This is a genomic window from Pseudomonas sp. StFLB209 (assembly GCF_000829415.1).
Taxonomy (GTDB): Bacteria; Pseudomonadota; Gammaproteobacteria; order Pseudomonadales; family Pseudomonadaceae; genus Aquipseudomonas.
The window spans coordinates 4,302,447-4,322,543 of record NZ_AP014637.1 but is presented as its reverse complement, the minus strand read 5'-3'; the positions used below and the strand labels follow the sequence as shown (position 1 = coordinate 4,322,543).

The 20,097-nt window shown below is 60.4% G+C and carries 17 protein-coding genes; 6 read left to right on the top strand and 11 right to left on the bottom strand.

Features of this window, described 5'->3' with window-relative positions; all coding sequences use genetic code 11:
• Positions 1–182: 182 nt before the first annotated feature.
• Positions 183–2,165 (bottom strand): hypothetical protein, encoded by a 1,983-nt coding sequence (locus PSCI_RS19455; RefSeq protein WP_144403283.1) that lies wholly within the window; start codon positions 2,163–2,165, stop codon positions 183–185.
• A gap of 297 nt (positions 2,166–2,462) precedes the next feature.
• Here PSCI_RS19455 and PSCI_RS19450 point away from each other — a divergent pair, with 297 nt between their 5' ends.
• From PSCI_RS19450 to xopAW, 3 genes are all read left to right on the top strand, one after another.
• A complete protein-coding gene (locus tag PSCI_RS19450) occupies positions 2,463–3,212 on the top strand; it encodes a response regulator (protein ID WP_045494595.1) in 750 nt (249 codons plus the stop codon).
• Entirely contained in the window at positions 3,209–4,252 is a 1,044-nt protein-coding gene (locus PSCI_RS19445; protein ID WP_045490186.1) for a HAMP domain-containing sensor histidine kinase, read from the top strand. The genes PSCI_RS19450 and PSCI_RS19445 overlap by 4 nt, the downstream gene beginning before the upstream one ends.
• 114 nt (positions 4,253–4,366) lie before the next feature.
• Positions 4,367–5,023, top strand: coding sequence for a XopAW family type III secretion system calcium-binding effector (gene xopAW, locus PSCI_RS19440; RefSeq protein WP_045490184.1), 657 nt, complete (start codon positions 4,367–4,369; stop codon positions 5,021–5,023).
• Positions 5,024–5,134: 111 nt separating this feature from the next.
• Here the strand turns inward: xopAW and PSCI_RS19435 are convergent, their stop codons facing one another.
• The 5 genes from PSCI_RS19435 to PSCI_RS19415 form a co-directional block, all read right to left on the bottom strand.
• Positions 5,135–6,166, bottom strand: a complete 1,032-nt coding sequence (locus tag PSCI_RS19435; protein WP_231906445.1) for a GlxA family transcriptional regulator — start codon at positions 6,164–6,166, stop codon at positions 5,135–5,137.
• Positions 6,167–6,311: 145 nt separating this feature from the next.
• Positions 6,312–7,166, bottom strand: coding sequence for an ABC transporter permease (locus PSCI_RS19430; protein WP_045490178.1), 855 nt, complete (start codon positions 7,164–7,166; stop codon positions 6,312–6,314).
• Positions 7,163–8,017, bottom strand: a complete 855-nt coding sequence (locus tag PSCI_RS19425) for an ABC transporter permease (protein WP_045490174.1) — start codon at positions 8,015–8,017, stop codon at positions 7,163–7,165. The genes PSCI_RS19430 and PSCI_RS19425 overlap by 4 nt, the downstream gene beginning before the upstream one ends.
• On the bottom strand, positions 8,014–9,132 hold the full coding sequence (locus PSCI_RS19420) for a quaternary amine ABC transporter ATP-binding protein (protein ID WP_045490172.1): 1,119 nt from the start codon (positions 9,130–9,132) through the stop codon (positions 8,014–8,016). Before PSCI_RS19420 ends, PSCI_RS19425 begins: the two co-directional genes overlap by 4 nt.
• 101 nt (positions 9,133–9,233) lie before the next feature.
• Entirely contained in the window at positions 9,234–10,085 is an 852-nt protein-coding gene (locus PSCI_RS19415; protein ID WP_045490169.1) for a glycine betaine ABC transporter substrate-binding protein, read from the bottom strand.
• Between the two features lie 652 nt (positions 10,086–10,737).
• Between PSCI_RS19415 and PSCI_RS19410 the strand changes: the two genes are divergently transcribed.
• Together PSCI_RS19410 and PSCI_RS19405 are read left to right on the top strand one after the other, a co-directional pair.
• A complete protein-coding gene (locus tag PSCI_RS19410) occupies positions 10,738–11,460 on the top strand; it encodes a GntR family transcriptional regulator (protein ID WP_084710252.1) in 723 nt (240 codons plus the stop codon).
• A gap of 35 nt (positions 11,461–11,495) precedes the next feature.
• Entirely contained in the window at positions 11,496–12,350 is an 855-nt protein-coding gene (locus tag PSCI_RS19405; RefSeq protein WP_045490164.1) for a pirin family protein, read from the top strand.
• A gap of 242 nt (positions 12,351–12,592) precedes the next feature.
• On the opposite strand, the gene PSCI_RS19400 is transcribed toward PSCI_RS19405, so the two are convergent.
• On the bottom strand, positions 12,593–13,321 hold the full coding sequence (locus PSCI_RS19400) for a dienelactone hydrolase family protein (protein ID WP_045490162.1): 729 nt from the start codon (positions 13,319–13,321) through the stop codon (positions 12,593–12,595).
• 63 nt (positions 13,322–13,384) lie between these two features.
• The gene (gene htpG, locus PSCI_RS19395; protein WP_045490159.1) at positions 13,385–15,292 is read right to left on the bottom strand and encodes a molecular chaperone HtpG; all 1,908 of its coding nucleotides are present in this window, start codon (positions 15,290–15,292) and stop codon (positions 13,385–13,387) included.
• 301 nt (positions 15,293–15,593) lie between these two features.
• On the opposite strand from htpG, the gene PSCI_RS19390 reads away from it, so the two are divergent.
• Positions 15,594–15,878, top strand: a complete 285-nt coding sequence (locus PSCI_RS19390; RefSeq protein WP_045490157.1) for a hypothetical protein — start codon at positions 15,594–15,596, stop codon at positions 15,876–15,878.
• 117 nt (positions 15,879–15,995) lie between these two features.
• On the opposite strand, the gene brnQ is transcribed toward PSCI_RS19390, so the two are convergent.
• The 3 genes from brnQ to sucC all read right to left on the bottom strand — a co-directional run bounded on the left by brnQ (position 15,996) and on the right by sucC (position 19,968).
• Positions 15,996–17,309: a branched-chain amino acid transport system II carrier protein gene (gene brnQ / locus PSCI_RS19385; protein WP_045490155.1), complete on the bottom strand. Its 1,314-nt coding sequence runs from the start codon at positions 17,307–17,309 to the stop codon at positions 15,996–15,998.
• A 608-nt stretch (positions 17,310–17,917) separates the two neighbouring features.
• Positions 17,918–18,802, bottom strand: a complete 885-nt coding sequence (sucD, locus tag PSCI_RS19380) for a succinate--CoA ligase subunit alpha (RefSeq protein ID WP_045490153.1) — start codon at positions 18,800–18,802, stop codon at positions 17,918–17,920.
• Complete coding sequence (gene sucC, locus PSCI_RS19375; protein ID WP_045490151.1) at positions 18,802–19,968, bottom strand: ADP-forming succinate--CoA ligase subunit beta; 1,167 nt, start codon at positions 19,966–19,968, stop codon at positions 18,802–18,804. Before sucC ends, sucD begins: the two co-directional genes overlap by 1 nt.
• Positions 19,969–20,097 lie beyond the last annotated feature (129 nt).

Here is a 20,097-nt window from a genome sequence, read left to right as displayed (position 1 = left end):
AAAGAGCCGGCTCGATACTGTAACGAGCCGGCCAATTACGAAGGGGCGCCAAGACTAATAAGACACCGCTCCACGAGCTATCAGATCAATCCGCAACTAATGTAGGAATATTCCTACTGTTGAGACCATTAATAAACAACCCCTCATCGATAACTAATTAGCCATTAGTGGCACTTGCTATTTCATGGCATGCCCGGCACTACACCAAGATCACAAGTTCCATCCGGCGTACCCAGTTGCTCTGGTGAAACAAGTTCTTCAGCCGCTGCGGAAGTAACCGGGGCGGCATTGATGGTCAGCGTGTAAGCCAGATGACCTGTCGCGTATCCATCAGCCGTGTCCTCCCGTGCCGGCAGAATGTGCAGGTCGTAAGGGGTCACGAACCACTCCACCCCATCGACCTCCGCGCCGACGGCAATCGTCAGGTCTGCAAGCAGCTCGGTGCCGGGTACTTCAGTGGACGTTCCATACTCATACAGCACCCAGCGCAGGCTGATTTGCTCGCCGGCCACCAGATAGGCAGACGGCGGCACCTGCACCCGATAGCCGATGGCGCCGTCGCTGCTGCGGCGGCGCAGCGCCGAGCAGTTGAGAATCGGCAGGCCACCGACATCAACGATATCCGGGAAGTCCGGCTTATCGAGTAATATCGGAATGGCATGCACCGTGACATCAGTAGGCGTGGAACGGACATCGTTGGGGTAGGCAGGATTGCTCAAGCTGTAATGCACCTCGACCACCCCGGTGCCGCCCGCCTCGATTTCACTCCACAGCACGTCGAAAGTCAGGGTGGTACCTGGCGCCTCAGTGCCCACCAAGGTGATGACGTGCTGCACCGCGACACCCTTCCAGAACAGGGTGATGACATCCCCGGCAGTTACGGGGTCGTAGAGGGTGAAGCTGGCCGTTGCCGGCAGGTTGGCATCGCCGGGAACCAGGTGATTGTCCTGACCGGAATCGCCCCTGACCACGACCAGATCCAGCGCCGGATTGACCGGGTCTGGCTCGTTGGGATTATCGGGCCCGGTGTAGGCAAAATTGACATCGACCTCGATGGCATCGGCCGCAGGCAACGGAAACGGCGCGCTGCCACGCAGGATGGTGTAGGTCACCGGCGTGACCTGGTCGAGTGGGTGGTCGGTGTATTCGGCTTTAAGGTGGTTCCAGGGCACCGGCACGGATACCGGGAACGGGTTACCGCCACCGACCCGCTGCGCGGGCAACTCGCCAATCCCCCACTGGACCACGATATCGTCATTGGGCAGGTGGCCGGTGTAGTCGGCGATCTCGACCGTGACGCCCAGGTTTGCGTCCTCCAGGTCGATCAGCGTGTCGCCACCGCCAGGGGCCAGCGGCACAAAAGGCGGCTTGAGGTTTTCCGGCACCGGTCCCAGCACCACCTGGACCGGACGCACCCGCGACACCCGGCTGCGGTTGCCGGCCTTGTCGTACAGCTCATAGGCAACGTAGTGATCGCCCGAGCCCAGCGCATCAATGACGCTGCGCGGCATCAGCACGCGGCGGGTTTGCTCCGGCAGCAGTTCAACAATCGACGGGCTGATGGGCTGATCGGGGTCCGGAACGGCGTTGGTCCAGACCACCGAGACCCTGACGCTGTCCTTTTTCGCTTCCTCGAACGCCGGGACGGTCAGCCACACACCGCCATCGGCGGCCAGCACCGCCTCGTTGACCGGGCCTGGATCTTCCACCGCAGGCGGGTCATCCTGGCCCCAGATCGGCGTGCGGTCGAGGGTGATGAACTGCTGTGGCGCATCGGTGAATTGAGTGTCATTCCAGTTGCGTACGCTGTACCAGAATGTAAAGCGCCCCTCACGACCGCGGAAATGTGCCTCCAGAATCTGCTCTTTGACCGGGAACTGCACCGGCGCCGACAGGATTTCTTCATGAAGCAGTACCGGATCAAGCGCGCCCTCGGCCCGCCACCACAACCTCAAACCATAGGTACGACCGTTAGGAGGAATCGTGTCCATCCAGTTGCTCAACTCAAGCTGGATCGCCTCGCCAAGTTTGGCCACCGGCATCAAACCATCCGGATCACCGGCAATGGCATCGACGATATGCGCCACATCGAGTTCCAGCAGCGGCCGGTTGCGCCGGTAGTTTTCCCGGGTCTTGCGGGCGTTGCGTTTCTGTTCCGTGTCCATGGGCAGTGCCTCCTGGGCGGTTGCTGATGGGTTTCGAAGCTTCCAGGCAGCACCGCGGCTGCCAGACCTGACAGTTAACCCGCCCGCGCCCGCGCGCCCCACTGCCGGTTCTGCCAGCTTGACGCAGCACACAGCGCTGCCTGCGCATGGCAAAATGTGTCAGGCCTGATACATTGGCGACATTCGCCAGACATTCCCCGACGGCAAGCTTGCGCACCGCTCGCTGGCACCATAATGGCCAGCCGCTCGATCATGACTCGCCGCCTGTTCAGGCGCCCTTTCAGGCAGCAAACGCATATGCAAGCACTCTCCGACAGCCTCGCCGACGACTCAGCCAACGAACAGCGCTGGACTACCCGCGCCCTGATCGTCGATGACGACGTGGCAATTCGTGAACTGCTGTGCGATTACCTGGCACGGTTCAATATTCAGGCCACTGGCGTGACCGACGGCGTGCAAATGCGCCAGGCTTTGGCCGATGGCAGCTTCGATGTGGTGGTGCTGGACCTGATGCTGCCCGGCGAGGACGGCCTGTCGCTGTGCCGCTGGCTGCGCAGCAGCTCTGACATCCCGATTCTGATGCTCACCGCACGCTGCGAACCGACTGACCGGATCATCGGCCTGGAACTGGGCGCCGACGACTACATGGCCAAGCCGTTCGAACCCCGTGAGCTGGTGGCACGGATCCAGACCGTGCTGCGCCGCATTCGTGATGACCGCAGTGATCAACGCACCACCATACGGTTCGACGCCTGGCGGCTGAACAGCGTGCTGCGCCAGTTGATTGCGCCGGATGGCCTGGTGGTGCCGCTGTCGAACGCCGAGTTTCGGCTGCTGCGGGTCTTCCTTGAGCGCCCGCACCGGGTGCTGAGCCGCGAGCAACTGCTCGATGCCGCACGCGGGCGCTCCATTGAAGCCTTCGATCGCAGTATTGACCTGCTGGTCTCGCGCCTGCGCCAGAAGCTCGGTGAAGACCCGAAGAATCCGCAACTGATCAAGACCGTGCGCGGTGAAGGCTACCTGTTCGACGCTCGGGAGCTGAGTTGATCCGTTCGGCCGACACGCTGTTTGCCCGGCTGTTTGGCGGTGCTCTGGCCGCGATCCTGCTGGCCCATCTGCTGGCCTTTGCCTGGTTCACCCACTACGGCCCGCCACCACCGCCGCACCCCGCAGCGCCGGTTGCCGAACTGCAAGCCGATGGCACCCCCAGGCAGCCGCCCGAACGCCCCAAACCGCCGCTGTTTGGCGGGCCGGTGGTGCCGCTGGTCTTTCAGTTAGTGACCCTGGTGATTGCTGCCTGGTATGGCGCAAAAGCGCTGGCCAACCCGGTAAGGCGCCTGAGCGATGCGGCCGAGCGTTTGTCGGACGACCTCGACAGCCCGCCACTGGCCATCACCGGGCCGCGCGAAGCGCGCCAGGCCGCGCAGACCTTCAATCTGATGCAGGAAAAGCTCCGCGAACAGTTGCAGCAGCGCGCGCGCATGCTGGCCGCCGTGTCTCACGACCTGCGCACCCCGCTGGCGCGCCTGAAGCTGCGCGTCGAGCAAATCGACGATCAGCGCCTGCATGATCAGATGAGCCAGGACCTCAACGACATGATCGGCATGATCGATGCGACCCTGAGCTACTTCAACCAGAACCGCCAGAGCGAGGCCATGCAGCAGTTCGATGTGCAGGCACTGATCGAGTCGCTGGCCGAAAACGCCCAGGACAACGGCGACGAGGTGACCTATCAGGGCATCTGCCGCCCACTGAAGACCCAGCCGATGGCGCTGCGCTCGTGCCTGCACAATCTGATCGACAACGCGCTGCGCTATGCCGGCAGCGCCCACGTCGACATCCTCGATGAGGCTGATCGGGTACGCATCGCGGTGGTCGATAACGGTCCCGGTATCGCCCCGGAGTTCTTTGAAAGCGTATTCGAGCCGTTCTATCGCCTTGAAGGCTCGCGCAACCGCAATTCCGGCGGGGTCGGCATGGGCATGACCATTGCCCGCGAAGCGGCCTGGCGAATGGGCGGCGACCTGCAGTTGAGCCAGACACCGGGCGGCGGCCTGACCGCCGTGCTGAACCTGCCGCGCGCCTGAGGCCGGTTGTAGCAGCGTCGATACACAGCCTACATCGCGGCGACACCTGGATCGCTGAGCCTGTATGCGCCGATAAGTGGTTATCGGCGCCCATCAGCCGAGCGAGTCAGTCCGATGATCAATGCAATCAGCAGCAGCTACTCAAGCTACACCAGCAGCACGACCGCCAGCAGCCAAAGCAAACGCTTTCAGGAAATGCTGCTCAACAAGCTCGATGCCGACCAGGACGGCAGTGTCAGCAAGGAAGAACTCAGCAGCGCGCTGAGCAACGACAGCAAGGACGGTATCAGTGTCAGCCTGAGCCAGGCCTTCAGCTCGCTGGACAGCGACGAAGACGACAGCCTGAGCGCAGAAGAACTGGCCGCCTTTAGCCCACCGCCACCACCCGACCAGAAAGGCTTCGATGTCGCCAGCCTGGCCGCAGACCTGCTGGGCACACTGGACAGTGATGCCGACGGCGCGGTCAGCAACGATGAGTTGACCACTGCGCTGAGCAATGCCGGCAGCAGCGCCGACAGCAGTAAAGTGTTCAGCGCCCTGGACAGCAACGAAGACGGCACAGTCAGCCTTGAAGAGCTGACCGCCGCCCTGCAACCGCAGCAGCCACCGGCCGGCCCGCCGCCCGCGCAAAACCAGGCCGCCGACGCTGACAGCAGCAATACCCGCCAGCTCGACACCCAGGCATTGAACCGGATGATTGCCGCCCTCGGTGAGCGTTACGACACCGAAGGCAGCAAACCGGTAGGTCGTTATCTGGATACGGCGGCCTGACGACGGGCACAGGCGACAATCAAGGGCAACGGGATCGGCGTAGGAGCGGCTTTAGCCGCGAAAGGCTTCGCAGCTGAAGCTTCTCCTACGGCCAAGCGATCGGCATAAGCGCTACTGAGCCTGTTTGGCCAGCGCCCGCTGCCGAGCGGTGCGCAAGCCGCTGACGTTGCCAAAGCGCACTTCGCGTGACGGCGGGTAGCCGTAGAACGAGGTGTAGCACTTGCTGAAGTGGCTGGGTGAAACAAACCCGCAGGCGACTCCGACTTCCACGATCGGCAGATCGGAATGCTGCAGCAGGCGGCGGCTTTCGGTGATGCGCAGCTCAAGGTAGTAACGCACCGGCGTGGTGCCGAGCTGTTCCTTGAACAAGCGCTCGATCTGGCGTTTGGAACGTCCGACATAGGTCGACAGCTGGTCCTGACTCAACGGCTCTTCGATATTGGCGCTCATCAGGTTGATCGCTTCGCGCAGTGGCTCGCTCATTTTCTCGTGCAGCGACGGGCGCGCCCGGCGATAGCGCGACTCTTCGAAGGCGAGGATATCGATGACCGCATCCACCAGACCGCGGCCGTGCAGTTTATTGATCCATTCCAGCACCATATTAAAGGCGCCGGTGGGGCTGGCCGCGGTGAGCCGGTCGCGGTCGACCATGTAGCTTTCGCTGGTCACCTGGCTCTCGCGGGCAGTTTCGGCCAATGCAGCACGCTGCTCAGGGTGAATAGCGCATTTGTAGCCATCGAGCAGCCCGGCCTGCCCCAGAAACCAGGCGCCGCTCCATAGCCCGGCCAGGGCAACGCCCTTGTCCTGGGCCAAATGCAGCACATGGGTCAGCAGCGGATTGGCGCGCAATGGCGTGCGCAAGCCGGAACACACCACCAGCAAGTCCAGATCCTGCACCTGGGCGGGGTCGACAATTGAGTTCGGGCAGATCACCAGGCCCAGATCGCTGGTCACTGACTCTCCATCGAGGCTGAAGGTTCGGGTGGCGAACACGCCAGCCTTGATGAGGTTGGCCGTCACCAGGGTGTCCAGCGCCTGGGTGAAGGCCGGTAACGAGAAATGCTCAAGCAGCAGAAAACCGATTCGAGCCTGGCGTGGCGCTTCACTCTTCTCGCCCACGTAGCGGAGGTTCTGCCCTTGCATGCCTCCGCTGAACTGTCTTCTCTCGACCAATCGCGGCCTCTACACACTTTTGTTATTCATATGAAAACCGGGCCCGGCACAACTGGCCCGGTTACCCGGCTTTGTTTGATCGTGACCCGCAGCATCATACGCCGCTGGCCGACACTCACTGGTCTGCGGACGACATGTTGCTACGCTGTAGCGCACCGCGTGATAGACGATCAAGCAGCAGCGCCACTGCCACGATCGCAAGCCCGGCGCGCAGCCCCAGGCCCATTTCCATGCGGGTCAGGCCACGGGTGACTTCCGCCCCCAGGCCACCGGCACCGACCAGGCCGGCCAGTACCACCATCGCCAGCGACAACAGGATGCACTGGTTCAACCCCACCAGCAGGGTCGGCATGGCCGCCGGAATCTCGATCTTGAACAGGATCGCCCGGGGCGGCGCGCCCATGGCCTGGCCCAGTTCCAGCAAGTCCTTGGGGATCTGTTTGAAGGCCAGCGTGGTCAGGCGCATCATCGGCGGCACGCCGTAGATGATGGTGGCGATGATCGCCGGCACCTTGCCCAGGCTGAACACCATGACTGCCGGAATCAGGTAGACCCAAGGTGGTACGGTCTGCATGACGTTGAGCAACGGGCCGACCGCAGCGTCCATGCGCTTGTAGCGCGCCGCCAGAATGCCGAGCGGGAACGCCACGCTGACCGAGATCAGCACCGACACCGTGACCAGCGCGATGGTCTGCATCGACGCGGTCCAGAGCCCGCAAATCAGGCAGAAGCCGAGCATCACCAGCGCCAGCAAAGCCGCCCGCAGGTTGATGAAAAAGTACGCAAGCCCGGCCACGGCGAGCATGATCAGCCAGGCCGGCAGCGCCAGCAATGCGGCTTCGCAACCACCCAGAATGAACTCGATCACTCGGCTGATCGCAGCAAACAGCGGGTGCAGGTTGGCATTCAGCCAGTCCACCACCGGTGCCAGGTATTGACCTGGAGAGAATCTGATATCGGACAGGCTCATGGGCGGCCTCCAGCGTCATCGCCACGGATCAGACTCTGGGTCATGCGGTCCAGAATCAGGGTCAGAACCACAATGGCAATCGACGCATTGATCGATTTGGCGATATCCAGGGTCCGGATCGCCGCATAGATTGCTTCACCCAGCCCGCCGGAACCGACGATGCCGGCAATCACCACCATGCCGAACGCCATCATCAGGCTCTGGTTGACCCCGGCCATGATGCTCGGCAAGGCAAACGGCAAGCGGATCTTGAAGAACTGCTGCCAGCCCGTCGTGCCGCTGGCTTCGCCCAGCTCAATGAACTGGCGGGGCGTCATCCGGATACCCAGGCACGTCAGGCGCAACACCGGCGGCACGGCCACGATGAAAGTCGCCACCAGTGCGGTGCCCGAGCCGTAGCCCAACAAGGCGATGGCCGGCAACAGATAGATGTAGGGCGGCAAGGTCTGCAGCAGGTCAAGGGTCGGTTCGGTCACCCGATCCAGCGCTGGCATCAAACCAGCGGCCACCCCCGCCGGCACCCCGACCAGCAGCGCCAGGCTGGTGGCCGTCAAGACCAGTGCCAGGGTGCTCATGGTTTCCGGCCACAGGCCCATCAGCTCGCAGAAGCACAGGCTCAGCGCCGTGCCGACGGCAAATTTCCAACTGCCGGTCAGACGCCAGGCCAGCGCGCCGATCAGCGCTGCAACCACATAGAAGGGGGCCACCGCCAGCGCCCAGTAGACCGCCTGATACAAGCTTTTCAAGGCATCGTTGAGGGCATCGAATGCGGTCGACCAGTTATCCGCCGTCCATTCCAGGGCGGCGTCGACTTTCGCATCGAAAGCCGAGGCAAAATCGGCGGGATTCATGGCGTCGACTCCACAACCGTGCCATGAGCGAGGTCCTGGAACTCGTTGGCGCTGCCCTGTACCCCGCGCAGCAGATCACGCTGGCTGACGACACCCTGCACGACGCCACCGTCAAGCACCGCCAGGGCTTCGCAATCGCTGCGAATCAGCAGGTTGATCAGATCATCAAGGTCAGCCTGGATGTCCGCTACCGGCAGGCTGCTGACATCGGTTTGCGGATGCGCGGCGCGCCACACGGCAATAGGGGTCATGACCGCTTCGGCCTTGACCAAGTGCAGCCGCGAAATACCCGCCACGAATTCGGCCACGTAATCGTCGGCCGGGTGCAGGACGATCTCTTCAGCCGTACCTTCCTGAATGATCATGCCGTCTTTCATGATCGCGATGCGGTCACCGATACGGATCGCCTCTTCCAGATCATGGGTAATGAACACCGCTGATTTGCCCAGCGACTTGGTGAGCTCGCGGAACTCATCCTGCAACTGGCGACGGATCAACGGGTCAAGGGCGCTGAACGGCTCGTCCATGAGAATCACCTCAGGGTCGGAGGTGATCGCCCGCGCCAGGCCGACACGCTGCTGCATGCCGCCCGATAATTCAGAGGGGTAACGGTTGACCCAGTCAGACAGACCGACCTTGGCCAGCGCCTGCTCGGCGACCTTGTGCCGCTCTGCCTTGGCAACCCCACGCACCTCCAGACCGAAGGCGGCGTTTTCCAGCACCGTGCGGTGCGGCAGCAGCGCCACGCTCTGGAACACCATACCGATGTGCCGGGCACGGATGTCGCGCAGTTCGGCGCCATCAAGTTTGGCCAGGTCTTTGCCCTTGACCAGAATCTGTCCGCTAGTGGGTGCGATCAGTTTGTTGAGCATGCGGATCAGCGTGGATTTGCCACTGCCGGACAAGCCCATGATGCAGAAGATCTCGCCACGCCGCAGTTGGATGTTGACATCGGAAACACCCACCACGCAGCCAAAGTCCTGGAGGATCTGCTTCTTGCTCAAGCCACGCTCTATATATGCCTGCATGGCGGTCTGGGCATTGTCGCCAAACACTTTCCAGACCGACTGACAGCTGACCAACACCTCATCAGTGTCATTTTTGACTGTATTCATTTCACACCCGTCGAACCAGAAGCTTCTGGTCTAATTATTGATAGCGAGTTCGGCAGATTAAGAGGCCTCTAAAAAGCTAGAGGCCAAGGCGCAAGGCGCAGTCAGTACTTCTTGATATTCTCCCAACGCTTGATCAGGTCGGCGTTTTTGTCAGTCCAGTCTTTAACGGCCTGGTCCATGGTCTTGCCGTCCTTGACCTCGCCATTGATGGCGGTGATCACCGACAGGGGTACATAGATACCGGCCAGGGTTTCACGCGCCTGCGGGTTCTCGGCCGAGAAGCCCTTGCGACCAATCCAGTAGTAACTTTGTGGCGGGGCGAAAATACCCTTGGGATCTTTAAGGAATTTAAGTTCATATTTCTGGGCCATCCACGACGGCTCCCAGACGGTCACGGCGACCCATTCCTTGCGGTCGACAGCCGACTTGAGCGCCGCGCTCATCGCCGAGCTGCTGCCTTCGATCAGGTTGAGCTTGATGCCGTATTCTTTGACCGCAGTGCTCGCCTCGTTCATCAGACCCGAACCCGGCTCGATGCCGACAATCCGGTTATTGAACTTGTTCGCGTTATCGTTGAGCTGCTCCAGCGAGTCGACCGGAACGTAGGCCGGCACGGCCACACCCTGGTACAGGCCGTGGGAAACCGGGGAGATTTTCTCCAGACGGTTCTTGTTCTTGTTCCAGTAGTCCTGGGCCACGTAGTCGATCTGCGAAGCGAGGATCTGGATATCACCCTTGCTCAGGGCCGCGTAGGCAATGCCCCATTCGGAAAAGGTGGTGACCTTGACCGTGTAACCAGAGTCTTCCAGAACCTTCTTGGTAATCCCGGTGATCGGGGTCACGTCCTCATAAGAAATCGTGCCCATGTTGATGACTTTTTCTTCGGCCTGAACGGTGGTTACCGTCATGCCGACGACCGTCATTGCACAAAGCGTCTTCAATAAACGTTTCATGGTTCATCCTCTGGTTGACACACTGCTGTCCGGGCTTTTATGCGTTAAGCCCTGCTCTTCAAAAACAGACCCGCGGGTGCCGCAGCTCTGCATATTCTTGTTGTTCTGCTCGAAGGCTTACGCCCGATTATCAGCGCCCAGAGAAGCAACGATCGGTGTAGAGAACACAACCCTGTTGTCGTGGTGCCGCAGCCATCTATGGGCAAGGCGCGGGCATGCTGTGGAGCGCTGCGGGAGGCCGTTGCCGATGGCGGATGCGATGAGACTCGCATGCGCACCGACGCCGGTCAATGGGAATGTATTCTTTGTGTATACCTATTAAATTCAACACAAATACATCAGAAGCTGTATTTTTCATGGCTTTCAAGGCGTTAGGGTGGAAAAAAACCGCCTCGGGCATGTCGCTAATGGATATGATCCAGTCGCTTTCACCAACATCTATTTATGCTTTTTCTGGCCTTGATATCTGAAACACCCGGCATTGCAATGAGCCCGCCCGACCAATCGCCGGAATATGCTCAAATATCGCCCTGCTCGCCCGGACGACGATGGCCGGATGCGCTTTAAAAAACGCTAGACAGGCAACCCGGCAGCTCTCAATATCCGTAATACAAAAAGTAGACAATAAACCATGGCAAGCAAAAAACCCGCGATCAAAGCCCAGGCCGATGCCGAACCCGCAGGCAGCGACATTTCTCCGGACCGTAAAGTGGTACTGGGCGATACATTGCGTCGGCGCATCTTGAGCATGGAGCTGGCCCCCGGCGCGGTGGTCGATGAACTGGCTCTGTGCGACGAGTTCGGCCTGTCGCGCCCGCCCGTGCGTGAATTGCTGCGCCAGATCGCGGCCGAGGGCTATATCGAGCTGGAGGCCAACCGCGCGCCTCGCGTGGCGGCCATGAGCCACGAGTCACTGCACAGTTTTTTCCTGTCTGCGCCGCTGATCTACATCGCCACCACCCAACTGGCTGCACTGCATGCCACACCTGCCGAGATCACCCGGCTACGTACCATCCAGGAAAATTTCCGTCAGGCGATCGAAGACAAGGACGTGGAAAACCGCATCATCTACAACGATGAATTTCACCTTGAAATCGGCAAGATGGCGCACAACGATTACTTGATGCCGAGCCTGCGCCGCCTGCTGATCGATCACGCACGGCTGGGCAAGACGTTTTACCGCCACCCCACTACCCGTGACATGCAGCAGGACCTGGAACTGGCCTGTGCCCAGCACGACCAGATGATCGAGGCCATCGAGCAGCGCGACCCGGACACCGCCGCCCAGGTGGTGCGCGCCCACTTCGAACTGTCACGCCGACGCATGGCCGAGTACGCGGCCCCGGCCGGTGTGGAAGTAGCGCTGGCCTACTGAAATCAGGCGATGTTCAACCGTACGGATAAGCCGCCATGCTGATCGTAACCCCACGCCCTGAAACCGTCGAAGGCCAGCCCATCCTGCGTCCGCTGCCGTCAGCAGGATGCCGCAGTGTCGGCCCGTTTGTGTTTTTCGATCACATGCTGCCCCACGTCTATGCACCAGGCAGCGGCATGGACATCTTGCAGCATCCGCATATCGGCCTGTCGACCCTCACCTACCTGTTCGAGGGCCAGCTGCAGCACAAGGACAGCCTGGGCAGCGACCAGCCGGTGGGGCCTGGCGAGGTCAGCTGGATGACTGCCGGCGCAGCCATCGCCCATGTCGAACGTACCCCGCCGGCACTCCTGCACAGCGGCTCACGGCTGCACGGGCTGCAGGTATGGCTGGCATCGCCCAAAGAGCATGAACAAGGTGCCGGCCATTACAGCCATCACCGGGCTACCGAACTGCCGGTCAGCGACGCCATGGGCATTCGCGTTCGACTGATCGCCGGCCACGGCTTTGGTCTGAGCTCCCCGGTCCCGGTGCTGTCACCCACGCTGTACGCCGAACTGCATCTGGGCACCGCCACCACACTGGCCATCCCTTGCGAACACGAACAACGCGCAGTGTATCTGCTGGCCGGCGAGGCCTCGCTGGACGGCGAAGCGTTGCTGCCACGCACCCTGGCAGTCCTGCCACCGGGCCAGATCATCAACCTGTGCGCCGAGAGTGATTGCCATGCGGTGCTGATCGGTGGCGCGCCGCTGGACGGGCCACGCCGGATGAACTGGAACTTCGTCGCCAGCGACATCGCCCTGATCGACCGCGCCCGGCAACGCTGGGCCGCCGGAGACTGGCCGCAGGTGCCGGGCGAGACCGGCCGGATCGAATTACCCCGATAGCGGCTTTAGCTGCAATACTTTTCAGATAAGCACTGCGGACCCGGTGGGAAGAGCCGGCCGGCGCTCCGGTCTGCTCGCGAAGAGGCCAGTAAAGTCCCAGCATCCGCAGCGAATGCGCCGCCGTCTTCGCCAGCAGAGCTGCCTCCCACCGAGATTTGTGTACTTAACTGAACAGTATTGGCTTTAGCTGCGAACGTCAGGGAGCCTTCGCGGCTCAAGCCATTCCTGCGCCAGTCTGCGCCTCAGCGGGCGAAGACTTCATCCAGCAGGTTGTACAGGCTGGCAAACGCCCGGCGCGAGGTCCTGGCGTCGTACATCATCTTGCCGGGCACATTAGCCGCCGGGTCAGTAAACGAATGCACCGCGCCACCGTAGCTGAGCAGTTGCCAATCGACGCCGGCAGCGTCCATCTCGGCCTCGAACGCCGGTAGCTGCTCGTTGGGCACCAACGGGTCGGCAGCGCCATGCAACACCAGCACCGATCCTTTGATGTTCTGGGCGTCCTGCGGGTTCGGTGTATCCAGCGTGCCGTGGAACGACACCGCCGCCTTCAGATCGGCCCCGCTACGGGCCAGCTCCAGTGCGCAGCAGCCGCCGAAGCAGAAGCCGAAGCTGGCGATGCGCTGCGGGTCCAGATGCACATCCTGCTGGGCCAGCAACTGCGCCAGCGCGGCCTGCATGCGCTGGCGCAACAGCCCACGATCATTCTTCAACGGCATCATCGCCGCCCCGGCTTCATCGCCATTGGCCGGGCGCACATCCTGCCCGTAAAGGTCGGCCAGCAACACCACATAACCCTGCCCGGCCACCTGCCTGGCAATGTCTTCAGCGCCCTGGCTGACACCCATCCAGTTCGGCGCCATCAGCAGGCCCGGCTGCAGTTGCGCGGCGTCTGCGTCATATACCAGACGCCCTTCAAATGCCTGGCCTTCGATGTGCCAAATAACGGAACGTACACTCAGTTTGCTCATGACTGACTCCTGATTACTGGATTCATAAAAAAACCCGCCGAAGCGGGTTTTTTTAAGCGCTCATCAAACCGACAGTTCGACCAGCAGCTTGTTCAGACGGCGCACGTAGGCGGCCGGGTCTTTGAGACTGTCACCGGCAGCCAGCGCCGCCTGGTCGAACAGGATGTGCGACAGCTCGACAAAGCGGTCTTCATCCGGCTCGCCATCGAGCTTGCCGATCAGCGGGTGGGCCGGGTTGAATTCGAAGATCGGCTTGGAGTCAGGGACTTTCTGACCGCTGGCTTCGAGGATCTGGCGCATTTGCAGACCCAGGTCCTGCTCGCCGATGGCCAGGATCGCTGGCGAATCGGTAAGACGATGGGAAACCCGCACTTCACTGACCGATTCACCCAGTGCGGTTTTCAGCCGCTCGACCAGGCCTTCCTTGTCTTTGGCGATCTCTTCCTGAGCCTTCTTGTCCTCTTCGGAGTCCAGTTTGCCCAGGTCCAGGTCACCACGAGCGACATCGACGAAGCCTTTGCCGTCGAATTCGCTGAGGTAGCTCATCAGCCACTCATCGATGCGGTCAGTGAGCAGCAGTACTTCGATGCCCTTTTTGCGGAAGACTTCAAGGTGCGGGCTGTTACGGACCTGCGCATAAGACTCGCCGGTCAGGTAGTAGATCTTGTCCTGACCTTCCTTGGCGCGGCTCAGGTAATCGGCCAGCGACACCTCTTGCTCGCCGCCCTCACTTGCAGTGGAGGTGAAGCGCAACAGACCGGCGATCTTCTCCTTGTTGGCGAAGTCTTCGGCCGGACCTTCCTTGAGGACCTGACCGAAGTTTTTCCAGAAGCCCTTGTACTGCTCGGGTTCGTTCTTGGCCAGTTTCTCAAGCATGTCCAGCACGCGCTTGGTCAGCGCCGACTTCATCGAGTCGATGATCGGATCTTTCTGCAGGATCTCGCGGGACACGTTCAGCGACAGGTCGTTGGAATCGACCACACCCTTGATGAAGCGCAGATACAGCGGCAGGAACGACTCAGCCTGGTCCATGATGAACACACGCTGTACATACAGCTTCAGGCCGCGTGGCGCTTCGCGCTGGTACAGGTCGAACGGCGCACGGGCCGGGACGTACAGCAGCGAGTTGTATTCCAGCTTGCCTTCGACCTTGTTGTGGCTCCAGCTCAGCGGGTTCTCGAAATCATGGCCGATGTGCTTATAGAACTCCTGATACTCCTCGTCCTTGATTTCGGTACGCGGACGGGTCCACAGCGCGCTGGCACGGTTGACGGTTTCCCATTCTTCGCTCGGCGCTTGTTCGCCTTCAGCGGCAGCAGCCTGCTGCTTGGGCAGCTCGATCGGCAGGGCAATATGGTCAGAGTATTTCTTGACGATGTTGCGCAGACGCCAGCCATCGGCAAACTCTTCTTCACCGCTTTTCAGGTGCAGAACGATGCGCGTGCCACGCTCGGCCTTTTCCACGGTCGCAACTTCGAAGTCACCCTCACCCTTGGACGACCAATGCACGCCTTCGCTGGCCGGGGCACCGGCACGGCGGCTGTAGACATCAACCTTGTCGGCAACGATAAACGCCGAATAGAAACCAACACCGAACTGACCGATCAGGTGCGAGTCCTTCTTCTGATCACCGGTGAGGTTGCTCATGAAGTCGGCAGTACCGGACTTGGCGATGGTGCCCAGGTGGGCAATCACGTCGTCACGGCTCATGCCGATGCCGTTGTCTTCGATGCTGACGGTTTTGGCGTCGCTATCAAAATTGACACGGATTTTCAGCTCGGCGCCACCTTCGAGCAGCTCAGGGCGGGCCAGGGCTTCGAAACGCAGTTTATCGACGGCGTCGGAAGCGTTGGAGACCAATTCGCGCAGAAAGATTTCCTTGTTGGAATACAGCGAATGGATCATGAGGTGCAGCAGTTGCTTCACCTCGGTCTGGAAGCCCAGGGTTTGCTTTTGAGTTTCCACACTCATGTCATCTAACTCCAATCAGATGGTACGAGCTGCCGGAAGCACCACGGCTGGCAGCGGGTTGTCATCTAGGTGGGGGCGGTGCGCAGGATTTCAAGGGGCAGATTGCAGCTGGGCACACAGGGCCGCGCACACCAGCTTCCAGACACTGTCAGCGCGACGCTATTTTCGGCGTTTGTAAAGTAATGGAAACACCAGAAAGTTCCCCGATCATAGCATTTTAATATTCTGACAATGCGTCGGAACTTCCCTTGTGGCACCGCGTTCTTAGGCACGTTAGGTATTCAATAAGGAGAAACACCTCATGCGTAAATCTTTTGCTTATGCCTTGATGCTGGCTGCCACTGTAGGCCTGGCTGCTTGCGACAAAAAATCAGAAAACACTCAGCAAGAGGCTAACAAAGCCGCCGAACAATCCCAGGAGTCGATGCAGAAGGCTCAGGAAAAAGTGAATGACGCGGCCAAGGAAAGCCAGGAAGCGGCCCAGAAGAACAGCGAGGCCGCTCAGCAACGTGCAGAGGAAAACGCAAGCCAGGTACCGACCACTCCGGCACCGGCCACCACTCCGGAAACCGGCACCAAGCCTTAATTACCCGGCTTAAATAAATAAGGCCCGCTCAATGCGGGCCTTATTTATTTGTAGCGTCATGTAAGCATTACAGTTGGGGAGGCCGAAAACTTACACTTCCCTATAAATGACTCATCGTTATGCCAGTACTTCGCGCGGCTTGCCGATCATCCGATCGACCACGACCGCAGCGGCCAGGGTAATGACCGACGGCACCAGCCAGGCCAGCCCCTCTGCGCTCAGTGGCAGGTTGGCCAGCGACTCCGGCAGCCAGGCGGTCAGACCCGCCGTTTTCAGCGCATCGACAGTGCCGAACAGCAACGACACCAGCATCACCGGCGCGACTACTCTGGTTGCGCTGTGCCATGCCCCCTGACAGAAGCTCAACGCCACCAGCACGATGCACGGCGGGTAGATGCCGGTCAGCACCGGCACCGAGAACTCGATCAGGCGGGTCAGCCCCAGATTGGACACCAGCAGCGAGAAGGCCGCCAGACCGATCACCAGGGTGCGGTACGACAGGGGCAGCAGACGGCTGAAGTACTCCGCGCAAGCGCAGGTCAGGCCCACCGCCGTGACCAGGCAAGCCAGAGCAATCAGGACCGCGAGAAAACCACTGCCCAGTGAGCCAAAGGTGTATTGCACGTAGGCATGCAACACCGCTGCCCCGTTACTCGCGCCGGCGGCGATCACATGACTGCCCGAGCCCAGGCGGAACAGGCTGACATACACCAGCGCCAGCCCTACCCCAGCGATCAGGCCGGCGATAATTGCATAGCGGGTAATCAGTTGCGGGGACTCGACACCACGAGAACGGATGGCATTGACGATCACGATCCCGAATACCAGAGCGCCCAGGGTATCCATGGTCAGATAGCCTTCGGTAAAGCCCTTGGAGAACGCACCAGCGGCATAAGCAGGCTGGGCCGAGCCGATGTCACCGGCCGGCAACATGAAGGCCGCGATGCCCAATGCGCCAAGGGCGACGATCTTCAACGGCCCCAAGACCCGGCCGACGGTGTCGAGCAGGCGGCCCGGATAGAGCGAGACCATCAGCACCAGCAGAAAATACACCAGGCTGTAGATAAACAACGCGGTCGGGCTGTTGCCGGTCAGCGGTGCGACACCGACTTCGAAAGACACCGTTGCCGTGCGTGGCGTGGCGAAGAATGGGCCTACGGCCAGGTAGCAGACGGTGGCCAGGACAACCCCGGCGACTCTGCCGATGGGACTGCTCAAGCTGTCCATGGCGCCACCCACCCGGGCCAGGGCGACCACGGTGAGCACTGGCAGGCCCACGGCGGTGACCAGAAAGCCCAATGCAGCGATCCATACGTGGGGGCCGGCCTGCAGGCCGACGATAGGCGGGAAAATGATGTTACCGGCACCGACGAACAGCGCGAACGTCATGAAGCCCAATGCCAGGATGTCCTGGCCTTTCAAAACTTTCATCTAAGAAAACCACACTGCCGAATCAGGAACGAAAAGGATGATCTGCCGCTCTTGTGAAGCAGGGGCGCAGGGCTGGGGTTCCTTGTGGGAGCCGGGCTGCACCGCGAAGGCAGCAAGGCTAAACAAATTGCGCACAAAACGCACTAGCAAAGGGCGTCCAGCCGATGATTTGCACTGCTTTGTCGCGATTCTGTACTTGGTTTGAGCAGGTATCCCGATTATTACGCACAATTCTGTATGAGCGGCCGGGCGGCGATCCGCCTGTAGAAGCAGCTTTAGCTGCAGTACTGATCATTTAGTCATCACAAATCTCTATGGGAGCGACCTTGGTCGCGAAGAGGCCAGTAAAAACACTACATCTGCTGCGAATGTGCCGCCGCCTTCGCCAGCAAGCTGGCTACCACAGGTCTAACTGACCAGTTTTGGCTTTAGCTAAGAAGCTTTCGCAGCTAAAGCTGCTCCTATGAGGTTCCCTGTTTGCTGCGCGACAGCGCGACGCCGAGACGGCGGGTGATCTGCTGCCCACACCCCGCATCCACCCAAACTCCTGTAACGACAAAGGCCACCCGAAGGTGGCCTTTGTTGTGTTCAGTCAAGGCAAGCGATGCTTACTTCTTGACTTCCCAACCGGTCAGCTCGGCCAGGGCCTTGCCGATGTCAGCCAGGGAGCGAACAGTCTTCACGCCAGCGTCTTGCAGGGCAGCGAATTTCTCGTCTGCAGTGCCTTTACCGCCGGAGATGATTGCGCCTGCGTGGCCCATGCGCTTGCCTGGAGGGGCAGTCACACCAGCGATGTAGGACACGACCGGCTTGGTCACGTTGGCTTTGATGAACGCAGCAGCTTCTTCTTCAGCGGAACCGCCGATCTCACCGATCATGACGATCGCTTCGGTCTTCGGGTCTTCCTGGAACAGCTTCAGGATGTCGATGAAGTTCGAGCCTGGGATCGGGTCACCACCGATACCGACGCAAGTCGACTGACCGAAACCGGCGTCAGTGGTCTGCTTGACGGCTTCGTAAGTCAGGGTGCCGGAGCGCGAAACGATACCGACCTTGCCTGGCAAGTGGATGTGACCTGGCATGATGCCGATCTTGCACTCGCCCGGAGTGATAACGCCTGGGCAGTTAGGGCCGATCAGGGTAACACCCAGTTCGTCGCACTTGACCTTGGCTTCCAGCATGTCGATGGTCGGAATGCCTTCGGTGATGCACACGATCAGCTTGATGCCGCCGAAAGCAGCTTCCAGGATCGAGTCCTTGCAGAAAGGAGCCGGTACGTAGATAACCGAGGCGTCAGCGCCGGTGGCCGCTACAGCTTCTTTCACAGTGTTGAACACTGGCAGGTTCAGGTGGGTGGTACCGCCTTTGCCTGGAGTCACGCCGCCAACCATCTTGGTGCCGTAGGCGATGGCTTGTTCGGAGTGGAAAGTACCCTGCGAGCCGGTGAAGCCCTGGCAGATGACTTTGGTGTCTTTATTGATCAGAACGCTCATTACTTGCCCTCCGCAGCTTTGACAACTTGTTGAGCAGCATCGGTCAGGCTGGTAGCTGCGATGATGTTCAAGCCGCTTTCTGCCAGTACTTTAGCGCCCAGTTCAGCGTTGTTACCTTCAAGGCGAACAACGACCGGGATTTTCACGCCGACTTCTTTCACTGCACCGATGATGCCTTCGGCAATCATGTCGCAACGAACGATACCGCCGAAGATGTTGACCAGTACTGCCGCCACGTTGGTGTCGGACAGGATGATCTTGAACGCTTCGGTTACGCGCTCTTTGGTTGCACCACCACCTACGTCGAGGAAGTTGGCTGGCTTGCCGCCGTGCAGGTTGACGATGTCCATGGTACCCATGGCCAGGCCCGCACCGTTAACCATGCAGCCAATGTTGCCTTCCAGCGCTACGTAGTTCAGTTCGAACTTGGCAGCGTGAGCTTCGCGAGGATCGTCCTGCGAAGGATCGTGGAATTCCTTCAGCTTGGGCTGACGGTACATGGCGTTGGCGTCGATATTGATCTTAGCGTCCAGGCAGTGCAGGTCGCCGTCAGCCTTGATCACCAGCGGGTTGACTTCCAGCAGGGCCAGATCGTGGTCCTGGAACAGTTTGGCCAGACCAGTGAAGATCTTGGCGAACTGAGCAACCTGCTTGCCTTCCAGACCCAGCTGGAAAGCCAGCTCGCGACCCTGGAATGGCTGAGCGCCAACCAGTGGATCGATGGTGGCCTTGAGAATCTTTTCAGGAGTGTCGTGAGCGATCTTCTCGATGTCCACGCCACCTTCGGTGGAGGCCATGAACACGATACGACGGCTGGAACGATCGACTACAGCGCCCAGGTACAGCTCTTTGGCGATGTCAGTGCAGGATTCGACCAGGATCTTGGTCACTGGCTGACCATTGGCGTCAGTCTGGTAAGTCACCAGGCGCTTGCCCAGCCACTGCTGAGCGAAAGCTGCTGCGTCTTCCTTGCTGCGAACCAGCTTTACGCCGCCCGCTTTACCACGGCCACCAGCGTGAACCTGAGCCTTGACGACCCACTCTGTGCCGCCGATCTTGTCGCAAGCTTCTGCGGCTGCTTCCGGGGTGTCTACTGCGAAGCCTTTGGATACTGGCAGGCCGTATTCAGCGAACAGCTGCTTACCCTGATACTCGTGAAGATTCATGCTTATTACCGTCTGTGTTTAGACATTACGCATTCGATGCTGCACACCGCATGTGTGCCGCACCACCTGTGACCGCTACTCCGGGTGGACTGCGGGAAATCCCACTGCCGCCTGAGAGGTCGAGTCCGA

Bases quoted from the DNA above. Each gene is read 5' to 3' on its own strand.
- htpG (WP_045490159.1), bottom strand. From the start codon at position 15,292: ATGAGTGTGGAAACTCAAAAGCAAACCCTGGGCTTCCAGACCGAGGTG.
- PSCI_RS19400 (WP_045490162.1), bottom strand. From the start codon at position 13,321: ATGAGCAAACTGAGTGTACGTTCCGTTATTTGGCACATCGAAGGCCAG.
- PSCI_RS19430 (WP_045490178.1), bottom strand. From the start codon at position 7,166: ATGAGCCTGTCCGATATCAGATTCTCTCCAGGTCAATACCTGGCACCG.
- xopAW (WP_045490184.1), top strand. From the start codon at position 4,367: ATGATCAATGCAATCAGCAGCAGCTACTCAAGCTACACCAGCAGCACG.
- sucD (WP_045490153.1), bottom strand. From the start codon at position 18,802: ATGAGCGTTCTGATCAATAAAGACACCAAAGTCATCTGCCAGGGCTTC.
- PSCI_RS19415 (WP_045490169.1), bottom strand. From the start codon at position 10,085: ATGAAACGTTTATTGAAGACGCTTTGTGCAATGACGGTCGTCGGCATG.
- PSCI_RS19420 (WP_045490172.1), bottom strand. From the start codon at position 9,132: ATGAATACAGTCAAAAATGACACTGATGAGGTGTTGGTCAGCTGTCAG.
- PSCI_RS19450 (WP_045494595.1), top strand. From the start codon at position 2,463: ATGCAAGCACTCTCCGACAGCCTCGCCGACGACTCAGCCAACGAACAG.
- PSCI_RS19390 (WP_045490157.1), top strand. From the start codon at position 15,594: ATGCGTAAATCTTTTGCTTATGCCTTGATGCTGGCTGCCACTGTAGGC.
- PSCI_RS19455 (WP_144403283.1), bottom strand. From the start codon at position 2,165: ATGGACACGGAACAGAAACGCAACGCCCGCAAGACCCGGGAAAACTAC.
- PSCI_RS19425 (WP_045490174.1), bottom strand. From the start codon at position 8,017: ATGAATCCCGCCGATTTTGCCTCGGCTTTCGATGCGAAAGTCGACGCC.
- brnQ (WP_045490155.1), bottom strand. From the start codon at position 17,309: ATGAAAGTTTTGAAAGGCCAGGACATCCTGGCATTGGGCTTCATGACG.
- PSCI_RS19405 (WP_045490164.1), top strand. From the start codon at position 11,496: ATGCTGATCGTAACCCCACGCCCTGAAACCGTCGAAGGCCAGCCCATC.
- PSCI_RS19435 (WP_231906445.1), bottom strand. From the start codon at position 6,166: ATGCAAGGGCAGAACCTCCGCTACGTGGGCGAGAAGAGTGAAGCGCCA.
- sucC (WP_045490151.1), bottom strand. From the start codon at position 19,968: ATGAATCTTCACGAGTATCAGGGTAAGCAGCTGTTCGCTGAATACGGC.